11 protein-coding genes are annotated in these 12,605 nt (G+C 72.4%); 6 read left to right on the top strand and 5 right to left on the bottom strand.

Going from position 1 to position 12,605, the window contains the following annotated elements; genetic code table 11:
- Positions 1-740 (top strand): class F sortase (locus tag EFE23_RS21115; RefSeq protein ID WP_148058501.1); only part of this gene is annotated, 740 nt, incomplete at its 5' end.
- An 8-nt stretch (positions 741-748) separates the two neighbouring features.
- On the opposite strand, the gene EFE23_RS21110 is transcribed toward EFE23_RS21115, so the two are convergent.
- Positions 749-1,288, bottom strand: coding sequence for an HNH endonuclease (locus tag EFE23_RS21110; RefSeq protein ID WP_123242678.1), 540 nt, complete (start codon positions 1,286-1,288; stop codon positions 749-751).
- 266 nt (positions 1,289-1,554) lie between these two features.
- Here EFE23_RS21110 and EFE23_RS21105 point away from each other — a divergent pair, with 266 nt between their 5' ends.
- The 3 genes from EFE23_RS21105 (at position 1,555) to EFE23_RS21095 (ending at position 4,704) form a co-directional block, all read left to right on the top strand.
- Entirely contained in the window at positions 1,555-2,613 is a 1,059-nt protein-coding gene (locus EFE23_RS21105) for a mechanosensitive ion channel family protein (RefSeq protein WP_123242677.1), read from the top strand.
- Positions 2,614-2,853: 240 nt separating this feature from the next.
- Positions 2,854-4,236, top strand: a complete 1,383-nt coding sequence (locus EFE23_RS21100; protein ID WP_123242672.1) for an MFS transporter — start codon at positions 2,854-2,856, stop codon at positions 4,234-4,236.
- Positions 4,237-4,314: 78 nt separating this feature from the next.
- The gene (locus EFE23_RS21095; protein ID WP_123242671.1) at positions 4,315-4,704 is read left to right on the top strand and encodes a globin; all 390 of its coding nucleotides are present in this window, start codon (positions 4,315-4,317) and stop codon (positions 4,702-4,704) included.
- Between the two features lie 19 nt (positions 4,705-4,723).
- Here EFE23_RS21095 and EFE23_RS21090 read toward each other — a convergent pair whose 3' ends face one another.
- The 4 genes from EFE23_RS21090 to ettA all read right to left on the bottom strand — a co-directional run bounded on the left by EFE23_RS21090 (position 4,724) and on the right by ettA (position 8,229).
- Positions 4,724-5,305: a type III secretion system chaperone family protein gene (locus EFE23_RS21090; protein WP_123242670.1), complete on the bottom strand. Its 582-nt coding sequence runs from the start codon at positions 5,303-5,305 to the stop codon at positions 4,724-4,726.
- A gap of 131 nt (positions 5,306-5,436) precedes the next feature.
- Positions 5,437-6,102 (bottom strand): DUF8185 domain-containing protein, encoded by a 666-nt coding sequence (locus tag EFE23_RS21085; protein WP_123242669.1) that lies wholly within the window; start codon positions 6,100-6,102, stop codon positions 5,437-5,439.
- Positions 6,099-6,560 (bottom strand): acyl-CoA thioesterase, encoded by a 462-nt coding sequence (locus EFE23_RS21080; RefSeq protein ID WP_123242668.1) that lies wholly within the window; start codon positions 6,558-6,560, stop codon positions 6,099-6,101. Before EFE23_RS21080 ends, EFE23_RS21085 begins: the two co-directional genes overlap by 4 nt.
- Positions 6,553-8,229, bottom strand: coding sequence for an energy-dependent translational throttle protein EttA (gene ettA / locus EFE23_RS21075; protein ID WP_123242676.1), 1,677 nt, complete (start codon positions 8,227-8,229; stop codon positions 6,553-6,555). Before ettA ends, EFE23_RS21080 begins: the two co-directional genes overlap by 8 nt.
- Positions 8,230-8,503: 274 nt before the next feature.
- Between ettA and EFE23_RS21070 the strand changes: the two genes are divergently transcribed.
- Together EFE23_RS21070 and otsB are read left to right on the top strand one after the other, a co-directional pair.
- Positions 8,504-9,907: an alpha,alpha-trehalose-phosphate synthase (UDP-forming) gene (locus EFE23_RS21070; RefSeq protein ID WP_123242667.1), complete on the top strand. Its 1,404-nt coding sequence runs from the start codon at positions 8,504-8,506 to the stop codon at positions 9,905-9,907.
- A complete protein-coding gene (gene otsB / locus EFE23_RS21065) occupies positions 9,904-12,504 on the top strand; it encodes a trehalose-phosphatase (protein WP_123242666.1) in 2,601 nt (866 codons plus the stop codon). Before EFE23_RS21070 ends, otsB begins: the two co-directional genes overlap by 4 nt.
- Positions 12,505-12,605 lie beyond the last annotated feature (101 nt).

The raw sequence follows: 12,605 nt of genomic DNA, 5'->3' as shown, positions 1-12,605 counted from the left end.
ACCCCGACCGCGGGCAAGCCGCCGGCCACGCCTGCACCGCGAGCGTCGCCAGCACCGGCCCACCGGCCCGCCCGGTCGCGGTCCGGCCCCCCACGACCGCCGGCCGCTGGCGGTACGCCGCACAACGCGGTCCCGGCGCCCCGGTGCTGGTGGTCGCGGCGCTGATGCTGCTGATCGTGGCCATGCTCGGGGTGGAACGGGTGACCGGGGTCAACGTGCTACCCGCCGGGCTGCTCCCCGGTCTGCAGCCGCCGCCGAAGAAGTTCCCCGTACTGTCGGCGAGCGCACCGACGGACATCTCGATCGGCAAGCTCGGCCTGCGGGCGCCGGTGCACCGGGTGGGCCTCGCACCCGACGGCACCATCGCGGTGCCCGAGCTCGCCCGGGCCGGCGAGGCCGGATGGTACGACCAGGGACCGACCCCCGGGCAGTACGGCCCGGCGGTGATCGTCGGCCACGTCGACACCACCACCGGCCCGGCGGTCTTCCACGATCTCAAGAAGCTCGACGACGGCGACCGGGTCGAGGTCACCCGGGAGGACCGGTCGGTGGCGGTCTTCGAGGTCACCTCGGTGCAGCGGTACGGCAAGGAGAAGCTGCCGGTGAACGAGATCTACGGCGACTTCAGCCGGCCGAACCTGCGCCTGATCACCTGCGGCGGCCAGTGGGTGGGCGGCGAGACCGGGTACGCGGACAATCTGGTGGTCTACGCGTCGCTGGTGCAGGCGCGGAACGGGTGAACCGCCGGTCAGGCCGCCTCGGGCTCGGGTTCGCGCAGGTCGAGCCAGTCCGCCCAGCGTGGGTCCGGGGCCCGGTGGCCGAGCACCCGCCACGCCGTGCCCTTCGGGGCGACCGGCATGATGTGCAGCCGCCAGCCCAGCTCGGCCGGGGTCTTGTCGCCCTTGGTGTGGTTGCAACGGGCGCAGGCCGCCACCACGTTCTCCCAGGCGTGCCGGCCGCCCCGGCTGCGCGGGAAGACGTGGTCGATGGTCTCCGCCGGCCCCCGGCAGTAGGCGCAGCGCCAGCCGTCCCGCGCGAAGATCGCCCGGCGGGAGAGCCCGACGTGGGTCCGGTACGGCACCCGGACGTAGCGGGTCAGCCGGACCACCGAGGGCACCGGGAGCGCGTTGCGCGCGCTGTGCAGGATGCCGTCGCCGTCGGCGACACAGACGGCCTTGGCGGAGAGCACGAGAATGGCGGCGCGACGCACCGACACGACACACAGCGGCTCGTAGGTGGCATTGAGAACCAGTGCACCGGAGCCCACCGTGGGTCGTATGTCAGGCATCGTGCTCACCCTCCCGGTCCAGCCGCTCCCGCCGCTGCCGCGTCGGCGCCCGCCCCGCGGGCAGCGGGGAACGACACCGACGCCGGCCGGGACCACCGACGTCCGTTGCGCCAATCGTCCCTGATCGCGCCCCGGATTGCACGCACTAATCCCGGGTACCTCGTGAAGCTTTTTCCGGCCGTGGCATGATGGCCGGCTCCGCCCGGGATGATCACGCCGACCGGTCCGTGGCGCGGCGGTGGGTCAGCGGCCGGCTCTCCGGGACCGTGCGGTACGAAAGCAGGGTGAGTGCCGCCAACCTGATGCTCGTCGCCCTGCCTGCCGCCAACAAGCCGGACTGCCAGGGCAGCAGTTCCTGCGAGTGGATGTACCGGATCACCGGCTCCGCGTGGTTCGCCGAGGGCAGCTACTGGATCCTGCTCAAGCCGCTGCGGGTTCTCCTGATCCTGCTTCTCGCGTTCGCCGCCCGCTGGGCGCTGCACCGCACCATCAACCGGCTGGTACGCACCACCAGCGAGGGCGCGGTGCCCACCCTGCTCAGGCCGCTGCGGGAGCGGATCCCGAGCGCCTCGCTCGACCCGGAGCAGTTCGTGCCCGAGCGCCGCCGCCAGCGCGCCGAGGCGATCGGCTCGGTGCTGCGCAGCATGGTGACCGCGTTCGTGTTCGGCATCGCGCTGCTGATGGTGCTCAAGGAGTTCAGCTTCGACCTGGCGCCACTGCTGGCCAGCGCCGGGATCGCCGGCGTGGCCCTCGGCTTCGGCGCGCAGAGCCTGGTGAAGGACCTGATCGCCGGCCTGTTCATGCTGATCGAGGACCAGTACGGCGTCGGCGACACCGTCGACCTGGGTGAGGCGACCGGCGTGGTCGAGGCGGTGGGCCTGCGGGTCACCACGGTCCGCGACGGGCGCGGCGTGCTCTGGTACATCCGCAACGGCGAGATCGTCCGGGTGGGTAACAAGAGCCAGGGCTGGGCCCTGGTGGTGGTCGACCTGCCGATCGGCTTCGCCTCCACCGAGGAGGCCACCGCGGTGCTGCGTACGGCCGCGGCCTCGGTGGCGATGGACCCCGAGCTGGCGCCCCGGGTCGTGGAGGAGCCGGAGGTGCTCGGCGTCGAGCAGATCACGGTGGACGGGGCGGTGATCCGTACCGTGGTCAAGACGACCGCCGACGGGCAGTTCGCGGTCGGCCGGGAGCTGCGCCGCCGGCTGGCCGAGGCGCTGGAGAACTCCGGCATCACGGCCCGGATCGCGGCGGCCCGGCTCTATCCGGGGGTGCCGAGCCGCGTCCCGGCGCCGGGCGAGACGGGCACCGGCGGCGCCACCTGACCGTCGCCGTCCGTCGCCGCTCGGATGATTTCGGGGGTCGCGCACCGCGCGGCCCCTCGGGTATCGTCCGTTCGTTCAGTCGGAGATGCGACGATCAATCCGTTCGCCCTAGCCAGCTCTCAGCCGATCGGGCAGAATCCGGTGCACACGCTCCCCCGGGAGCGTGCTCGTGTCCTCGCTGATCCGTAGATCTGACGACGGTCCCCGGCAGGGCCATCACGAGTGGCCGCACCGGGGACGATGGAGGCGACGGTGTCCGACGAGCGACCCGCCCCGGAGGGCCCGGCCACCTTTCGCGACGTCTTCGGCCAGCCCGAGTTCCGGGCCCTCTTCGCGGCCAACGCGCTGTCCTGGGTCGGTGACTACATCGCCAAGGCGGCCGTCACGGTGCTGGTCTACCAGCAGACCGAGTCGGTCGCGCTCTCCGCTACCGCGTTCGCGGCCAGCTACCTGCCCTGGTTGCTCGGTGGGCCACTGCTCGCCACGGTGGCCGAACGGCACCGCTACCGCGAGGTGATGGTCGTCTGCGACGTGGTCCGGATGGCGCTGATGGTGCTGGTGGCACTGCCCGGGATCCCGCCGTGGGCGATCCTCGCCCTGCTCTTCGCCGCCACGCTGGCCAATCCGCCGAGCCAGGCGGCACGCTCGGCGGTGTCCCCGCAGATCCTGCACGGCGACCGGCTGGTGGTCGGCCTGTCCGTGCTGACGAGCGCCGGCCAGACCGCCCAGGTGATCGGCTACATGCTCGGCGCCGCGATCGCCGCGATCAGCCCGACCACCGCGCTGCTGATCAACGCGGCCACATTCGCGGCATCGGCCGCCCTGGTCCGGTTCGGCCTGCGGGACCGGCCATCGGCGATGACCACCGCCCACCGCAGCCACCTGCTCCGCGAGACCGGCCAGGGCTTCCGGATCGTCTTCGGCCAGCCGGTCCTGCGGGCGATCGCCGTGCTGGTGTTCAGCGCGATGCTCTTCTCCATCGTGCCCGAGGGCCTCGCCGCGGCCTGGGCCGAAAAGCGCGGCGGCAGCCTCGGCAGCGGCACCGCCCAGGCGGTCATCATGGTCGCCAACCCGCTCGGCTACGTGCTCGGCGGGTTGGTCATCGGCCGACTGGTCGGCCCGGCCCGGCGGCTGGCGCTGATGCGCCCGTTGGCGGTGCTCGGGCCGGCGGTGCTGGTGCCCGCCCTGTTCGATCCGCCGCCGCTCGTGGTGGCGCTCCTCGCGGCGGCGTGCGGCTTCGCCGCGGCGGGGCTGCTGCCGGTGGCGAACGGGCTCTTCGTCCGCGCCCTGCCCGACGGCTACCGTGCCCGGGCCTTCGGCGTGATGGGCACGGGGACGCAGATCATCCAGGGCGGGGCGGTGATGGCGACCGGCGCCCTCGCCGAGCGGTTCGCCATCCCGATGGTGGTCGGCGTGTGGAGCGCGGCCGGCGTCGTGCTGATGCTCGGGGCCGCGCTCGCCTGGCCACGCCGGGAGACGGTGGACGCGGCGATCGAGGCGGCCCAACAGGGCGACGCGCCGGCCGGGCCCGGCCGGCCCCACCCGCCGGACCGGGGCGCCGCCCCGGCGAGCGGCGGGGAGCGCACCGGGGACCGGAGCCGCCGCCGGCAGGCGGTGACCTGACCCGCAGCCGGCCGGTGGGCGGCAGCCGGCCGTCGGCCGACCTGGCAGGATGGGGGCGTGACTTCCCCAGGCGAGCCGATGACCCCCTTCGAGGCGATCGGCGGCGAACCCGCCTTCCGCAAGCTGGTGGACGAGTTCTACGCCGGCGTCGCCACCGACCCACTGCTGCGGCCGATGTACCCGGAGGAGGACCTCGGCCCGGCCGCCGACCGGCTGACGCTCTTCCTCATGCAGTACTGGGGCGGCCCGCACACCTATTCCGAGCAGCGTGGCCACCCGCGGCTGCGGATGCGGCACGCGACGTTCCGGATCGGGGCGGCCGAGCGGGACGCCTGGCTGCACCACATGCGGCGGGCGGTGGACCGGCTGGACCTGCCGCCGGAGATCGCCGGCGCGCTCTGGGACTACCTGGAGCGGGCGGCGTACTTCCTGGTGAACGTGGTGGAGGACCCGGCCCCCGGAGCCTGACGGCCCCCGCGGCGGCGGCTCAGAGCAGCGCGCCCTCGTCGTGCAGCCAGTCCACGAAGGTGGTGGCCACCGCGGCGCCGCAGTCGAGCATCTCGACCAGCAGGGCGTCGTGGGCGCCGGCGCCGAGCGGGACCTGCAGCTCCGCGTAGATCGGGAGCTGTCCGCGCTCGGTCGGGTCACCGATGTACGCCTTGCAGAACCGGCGGGTGTGGTTCCACTCGTTGACCACCCGGTAGGCCCGGTCCGCCCAGTCGGGCGGCACCGTCGCATGTGGGCGGGCCCGCATCACCAGGATCTCGTCGTCCGGCCCTTCGAGGGTGACCAGGACGGCGTGCCGCTCCCACATGGCCAGCAGGTTCCCGTCGCCGTCGGCCAGGTAGCGCACGTCGAGCAGGTCGAGCGCGTCGCAGACCCGGCGGAGGGTGACCGGACCGACGGTGGCCGGCATGTCGGGGGTCACCGGCCGCTCGACGGCGGCGTCGTCCCCCGGCTGGCGGGGCGTCGGCGGACCGCACCGGACGCTGTCATCCACTGTGATCCCGCTTCGAGTTTCCGGATCGCCGCCGACGGCGGGACCTGGGCGCCATGACCACCACGGCATCGCTCGCGCACCTCACTCCCCAGCGGATCCAGCCGCCTACGGTGCGTTGGATCCGAGGATGGACGGTACCCGGACAGCCGGTTTGAGGCATCCCCCCAACGGACGCCCCAAACCGGAAGAATGAACAGGGGTCATCCGTTCGGACGACCGATTGCGGGAGCGAGGCTGAGTTCGGGCACCTTCCGCGACCAGGCCGCTCCATACGGTCCGACCAGGCCGACCCAACGGCCCGCGACCCTCACCTGGACGTCGCCAGCGCCGAGGAAGCCCATCCGGACCAGGCCCTGGACCAGCCGCTGCGGCACCTCCACCGGGGCGTCCGGCGCGTCGTCCGGGGTGACCACCACCGCGACGTGGTCCAGCAGCGCGTCGCGCAGCGCCCGCTGCCCCACCGCCCGGCCCGCCACGCCGTGCGCGGCGGCCTCGCGCAGAGTCCCGGCCGCCGCCGTGGCGATCCGGCGGACGTCCTCGGCGGGCAGCGTCTCCACCGCCCGGCTCGCGGCCGGGGGCAGCGGCCAGCGCCACGCGTCGTCCCGGCGCCGGGGCAGCGCGCCCCCGCCCGCCTCCAGTTCGGCGAGCAGCTCCGCGGCGGCGACGGTGACGTCGCCGGGGGCCGCCCCCGGAACCGTCCGGACCACCAGCACCCCCCACGGCAACCGGGCCCAGAGGGCGGTCCACCCGACCTCCGGCACCGGACGCAGCCGGACCAGGGCGGCCGGGTCCAGCCGGACCAGCCGGGCCACGAAGGCCCCCGCGTCGGCCACGCCGGTCAACCCGTGCTCCGCCGGCCCGGTCACGGCGCCTCCCCGGCCCGGGATGTCAGACCCGGCGCGTAGCGGAGCAGGAAGGCCCGCTCGTCCGGGGAGATCCGGCGGGGCCGCTGCGCGGCCAGGTCGAACGGGACCAGCACCGAGCGGGCGGTGCTGGCCAGCACGTCACCGTCGTACAGCTCGTAGGCGACGGTGAACGAGGCCGCCCGGAGCTGCTCCACCCACAGCTCGATCCGGACCGTGGGCGCCGTCTCCACGCTGGCCCGGCCCAGCGCGTAGTCGACCGGGCGCAGGTAGTCGACCTCGTGCCGGCGGATGACGACCCCGTCGGCGAAGGAGCCCACGCCCCACGCCCGGCCGCCGGCGAACATCAGCGCCACCCGCGCCTCCTCGTAGAGGGTGAGGAAGCGGGCGTTGTTGACGTGCCCGTAAGCGTCCAGGTCGGACCAGCGCAGCGTGCAGTGGTAGACGAACTTGTCAGTCACGGGTCAGCTTGCGGTAGGTCACCCGGTGCGGACGGGCGGCCTCGGCGCCGAGCCGGTCGATCTTGTTCTTCTCGTACGCCTCGAAGTTGCCCTCGAACCAGAACCACTTGGCCGGGTTCTGGTCGTCGCCCTCCCAGGCCAGGATGTGCGTGGCGACCCGGTCGAGGAACATCCGGTCGTGGGAGATGACCACGGCGCAGCCGGGGAACTCCAGCAGCGCGTTCTCCAGGCTGCCGAGGGTCTCCACGTCCAGGTCGTTGGTCGGCTCGTCGAGCAGGATGACGTTGCCGCCGATCTTGAGGGTCAGCGCCAGGTTCAGCCGGTTCCGCTCGCCGCCGGAGAGCACCTTGGTCGGCTTCTGCTGGTCCGGCCCCTTGAACCCGAAGGCGGCGATGTACGCCCGGGACGGCATCTCGACCTTGCCGACCATGAGGTGGTCCAGCCCGTCGGAGACCGTCTCCCAAACCGTCTTGTCGCCGGCCAGGCCGGCCCGGCTCTGGTCGACGTAGGACAGCGAGACGGTCTCGCCGACCCGGACCGTGCCGCCGGTCGGCTCCTCCAGCCCGACGATCGTCTTGAACAGCGTGGTCTTGCCGACGCCGTTCGGGCCGATCACGCCGACGATGCCGTTGCGCGGCAGCGAGAAGGACAGGTCGTCGATCAGCACCCGGTCGCCGAAGGCCTTGACCAGGTGGTTGGCCTCGATGACCGTGCTGCCCAGGCGCGGGCCCGGCGGGATCTGGATCTCCTCGAAGTCCAGCTTGCGGGTCTTCTCCGCCTCGGTGGCCATCTCCTCGTACCGGTCGAGCCGGGCCTTGGACTTGGTCTGGCGGGCCTTGGCGTTGGAGCGGACCCACTCCAGCTCCTCGGAGAGGCGCTTCTTCATCTTGGCGTCGCGGCGGCCCTCGACGGCCATCCGGGCGGCCTTCTTCTCCAGGTAGGTGGAGTAGTTGCCCTCGTACGGGTAGGCGCGGCCGCGGTCCAGCTCGAGGATCCAGTTGGCGACGTTGTCGAGGAAGTACCGGTCGTGGGTGATGGCGATCACGGTGCCGGCGTACTTGGCCAGGTGCTGCTCCAGCCACTGCACGCTCTCCGCGTCCAGGTGGTTGGTGGGCTCGTCGAGCAGGAGCAGGTCGGGCGCCTCCAGCAGCAGCTTGCACAGCGCCACCCGGCGGCGCTCACCACCGGAGAGCTGGGTGACGTCGGCGTCCGGCGGCGGGCAGCGCAGCGCGTCCATCGCCAGCTCGAGCTTGGAGTCGATGTCCCAGGCGTCGGCGTTGTCCAGTTCCTCCTGGAGCTTGCCCATCTCCTCCATCAGCTCGTCGGAGTAGTCGGTCGCCATCTGCTCGGCGATCTTGTTGAACCGCTCCAGCTTGGTCTTGATCTCGGCGACCGCCTCCTCGACGTTGCCGAGGACGGTCTTGGCGTCGTTGAGCGGCGGCTCCTGCGCGAGCATGCCGACGGTGTACCCGGGCATCAGCCGGGCCTCGCCGTTGCTCGGCTGGTCCCAGCCTGCCATGATCTTGAGGAGGCTGGACTTACCGGCGCCGTTCGGACCGACCACACCGATCTTGGCCCCCGGCAGGAAGTTCAGCGTCACGTTGTCGAGCACGACCTTGTCGCCGTGCGCCTTGCGCGCCTTTTCCAGGACGTAGATGAACTGGGCCACGGTGCGGGCTACCTCCGTCGATTGGATCGCGAGCTTGTTCAGGGCGCGGGCAGCGGGCCGCGCGCACGCCATCGTCAATCCTGACAGGTACGCCCCGCTCCGCCCACATCAACCCCGCCCCGGCGACCCGCGTGCCCTGGATGTTGACAAGATCACGATGAGGGTTCGGTGGATCTGGGACGGGTACGTGACTCAGTCACGGGGGAACAGACGCCGCAGCTACGCTCAGTACGCTCATCGCGGTGGACCCGTCAGCACCCGGAGGTGGCCGATCGTGACCGTCCGTAGCTCCTTTGTCGTTGTGGCGAACCGACTGCCGGTCGACGAGGTGAGCACACCCGAGGGACGGCAGTGGCGGCGCAGTCCCGGCGGGCTCGTCACCGCACTGCACCCGGTCCTCGCCGAGCACAAGGGCACCTGGGTCGGCTGGGCGGGCGGCACCGGCGCGGCTCCCGAGCCGTTCGACCTGGAGGGCATCCGGCTGCACCCGGTGCCGCTGAGCGCCGAGGAGCTGGAGCGCTACTACGAGGGGCAGTCCAACGCGACGATCTGGCCGCTCTACCACGACGCGGTGGAGACCCCGGCCTACAAGCGCCGCTGGCGCGAGGCGTACCGGCTGGTCAACGCCCGGTTCGCGGAGGCCGCGGCGGACGTGGCGGCGGAGGGCGCGACGGTCTGGGTGCAGGACTACCAGCTCCAGCTGGTCCCGGCGATGCTCCGCGAGCTGCGGCCGGACCTGCGGATCGGGTTCTTCCTGCACATCCCGTTCCCGCCGATCGAGCTGTTCATGCAGATGCCCTTCCGCACCGAGATCCTGCGCGGCCTGCTCGGCGCCGACCTGGTCGGCTTCCAGCAGCGGCTGGCCGCGCAGAACTTCGTCCGGCTGGCCCGCCACCTGCTCGGCCTGCGGTACGAGGGGCAGATGATCCAGGTCGACGGCCGGCAGGTGAAGGCGGGCGCGTTCCCCATCTCCATCGACACCAGCGAGATGGAGCGGATGGCCGCAGACCCGACGATCCAGGCGCGGGCCAAGCAGATCCGCGAGGAGCTGGGGAACCCCCGGACGATCATCCTGGGTGTCGATAGGCTGGACTACACCAAGGGCATCGAGCTCCGACTCAAGGCCTTCCGGGAACTCCTCGCTGACGGAAAGTTGACAGTTCCCGACGCGGTTATGGTGCAGGTGGCCACCCCGAGCCGCGAGCGCGTGGAGCACTACCAGGCACTTCGGGTGAAGGTCGAGCGCGAGGTCGGTCGGATTAATGGTGAATTTGGACGGGTCGGCGTGCCGGCGGTGCATTATCTGCATCAGTCGTACAGTCGCTCCGAACTGGCCGCGATGTACGTCGCGGCCGACGTGATGATGGTGACCCCGCTGCGAGACGGAATGAATCTGGTGGCCAAGGAGTACGTCGCATCGCGCGCCGACCAGGGCGGCGCGCTCGTGCTCAGTGAGTTCGCCGGCGCCGCCACCGAGCTGCGCCAGGCCTTTTTGTGCAACCCGCACGACCCCGACGCAGTGAAGGACGCGCTGTTGCGCGCCGTGCACGTCGAGCGGCCCGAAGCCCGCCGCCGCATGCGGATCATGCAGCGCCATCTGCGCACCCACGACGTGGGGCACTGGGCCAAGTCCTTCCTGACCGAGCTCGGCGTGCCCGATGCGGAGGCCGCTGCGTGAGTGTTCCCGCCACCACCACCCCGCACGGCGGGGTGCTGGATCCCGAGCTGCGCGCGGCCATCGGTCGGATCGCCCGCGTCCCGCAGCTCCTGGTCGCCTGCGACTACGACGGCACCCTCGCGCCGATCGTCGAGGACCCGAGCAAGGCCGTACCGCTGCCCGAGTCGGTGGCCGCGGTGCGCGCGCTGGCGTCGCTGCCGCAGACGAGCGTCGCGGTGGTCTCCGGCCGCGCGCTGCGCGACCTGGCCACGCTCTCCCGGCTGCCCAGCGAGGTCCACCTGGTCGGCAGCCACGGTTCCGAGTTCGACATCGGCTTCGTCGAGCGGCTCACCCCCGAGCTGATCGCGGTGCGCACCCGCCTGCGGGACACGCTGCGCGAGATCGCCGCGGTCCACCCGGGGATACGGCTGGAGCGCAAGCCGGCCAGCGTCGCCGTGCACACCCGCGGGGTGGACCCGCAGATCGCCGCGTCCGCCGTCGAGGCGGTCCGCAGCGGCCCGGCGACCTGGGACGACGTGACCGTCACCCAGGGCAAGGAGGTCATCGAGCTGTCGGTGGTCGCCACCCACAAGGGCACCGCCGTGGACCAGCTCCGGACCCAGCTCGCCGCCAGCGCGGTGCTCTTCATCGGCGACGACGTCACCGACGAGAACGCCTTCGGCAACCTGCACGGCCCGGACGTCGGCATCAAGATCGGCCCGGGCGACACCCAGGCGGACTACCGGGTGGCCGAGCCGATCGAGGCGGCCCGGGCGCTGGGCCTGCTGCTGGAGACCCGCCGGCACTGGCTCTTCGGCGAGCGGGCGGTGCCGATCGAGCGGCACTCGATGCTGGCCAACGGGCGGACCGTCGCGCTGGTCACCCCGGAAGCCAAGATCACTTGGCTCTGCCATCCGAAGCCCGACTCGGCGGCGATCTTCGCCGACCTGGTCGGCGGCAGCCCGGCCGGCCACTTCACCGTCGGCCCGGAGCGCGGCGGCATCCCGCTCGGCCAGCGGTACCGCAGCGGCACGATGACCGTGGAGACCCGCTGGTCCGGGCTGACCGTCACCGACTGGCTGGACCTGCCGGCCCGGGAGACCACCCCGGACGGCGAGGCCGTCGTCACCGGCGACTCGACCCTGGTACGGCTGCTCAGCGGCACCGGCCGGGCCCGGATCGAGTTCGCCCCGCGCCCCGAGTTCGGCCAGGTCCAGGTGCAGCTCCAGCCGCTGGACGACGGGCTGCTGGTGCTCGGCTCCAACGAGCCGGTCGCGCTCTACTCCCCCGGGGTCGAGTGGAACGTCACCAACGACGGCGGCTACGAGTCCGCCAGGGCGGTGGTGGACCTCTCGGCCGCGGGCGGCCAGGTGGTGCTGGAGCTGCGCTTCGGCACGCAGAGCCTGGAGCACCACCACGTGCCGGTCCACGAGCGGCAGACGTCGGCCGAGCAGCCGTGGAAGGACTGGGTGGCCGGGCTGCGGCTGCCCGGCACCGCCCGGGACCTGGTGGCCCGCAGCGCGCTCACCCTGCGCGGGCTCTGCCACGAGGCGACCGGCTCGATCCTCGCCGCGGCGACCACCTCGCTCCCCGAGGAGCTGGGCGGCGTGCGGAACTGGGACTACCGCTACTGCTGGCTGCGCGACGCGGCGATGACCGCGCGGGCCCTGGTCGACCTCGGCTCCACCGAGGAGGCGGAGGCGCTGCTGCGCTGGATCGACGGCGTGGTCGAGCGGACCGGCGGGCACCCCGAGCGGCTGCACCCGCTCTACACCGTCGACGGCTACGAGCTGGGCGCCGAGGCGGTCATCGACACCCTGCCCGGGTACGCCGGCTCCCGGCCGGTCCGGGTCGGCAACCTCGCCAACCACCAGCTCCAGCTCGACGTGTTCGGTCCGATCGCGGACCTGATCGCCGCGGTGGCCGACGCCCGGGGCTCGGTCCGGGACGACGAGTGGCGGGTGCTGGACAACATGGTCGAGGCGGTCCGCCGCCGCTGGCACGAGCCCGACCACGGCATCTGGGAGGCCCGCCTCACCCCGCGGCACCACATCTTCTCGAAGGTCATGTGCTGGATGACCGTGGACCGGGCGCTGCACGTGGTCCGGCAGCACGGGCACGAGGACCGGCCGGAGTGGGTGGAGCTGCGCGACCGGATCGGGTCCAACGTGCTGGAGCACGGCTGGCACGAGGAGGCCGAGGCCTACAGCGTCGCGTACGGGCACGACGAGATGGACGCCTCGTCGCTCTGGATCGGCCTGTCGGGGCTGCTCCCGGGCGACGACCCGCGCTTCCTGTCCACGGTGCTGAAGATCGAGGCTGAGCTGCGCAGCGGCCCGGTCGTCTACCGGTACCACTGGGACGACGGCCTGCCCGGCCGGGAGGGCGGCTTCCACATCTGCACGTCCTGGCTGATCGAGGCGTACCTGCGCACCGGCCGGCGGACCGACGCGGAGGAGCTGTTCGCCCAGATGATCGACACGGCGGGTCCGACCGGGCTGCTCCCGGAGCAGTACGACCCGCTGGCCGAGCGCGGTCTGGGCAACCACCCGCAGGCCTACAGCCACCTGGGTCTGATCCGTTGCGCCCTGCTGCTGGACAACATGCTCAAGCAGTGAGCTGACGGTGGCGCCGACGGCGGCGGAGGACCTCGGTTCTCCGCCGCCGTCGCCGTTCACATCGCCACACCGGCTCCGGGCCCCGACCGTCTCCCCCACTG

The organism is Micromonospora solifontis (assembly GCF_003725545.1).
Taxonomy (GTDB): domain Bacteria; phylum Actinomycetota; class Actinomycetes; order Mycobacteriales; family Micromonosporaceae; genus Micromonospora; species Micromonospora solifontis.
This window is presented reverse-complemented; position numbering and strand designations above follow the sequence as displayed.

Excerpts from the sequence above, each read along its gene's own strand:
- EFE23_RS21100 (WP_123242672.1), top strand. The coding sequence starts at position 2,854 with ATGGAGGCGACGGTGTCCGACGAGCGACCCGCCCCGGAGGGCCCGGCC.
- EFE23_RS21110 (WP_123242678.1), bottom strand. The coding sequence starts at position 1,288 with ATGCCTGACATACGACCCACGGTGGGCTCCGGTGCACTGGTTCTCAAT.
- EFE23_RS21090 (WP_123242670.1), bottom strand. The coding sequence starts at position 5,305 with ATGCCGTGGTGGTCATGGCGCCCAGGTCCCGCCGTCGGCGGCGATCCG.
- EFE23_RS21095 (WP_123242671.1), top strand. The coding sequence starts at position 4,315 with ATGACCCCCTTCGAGGCGATCGGCGGCGAACCCGCCTTCCGCAAGCTG.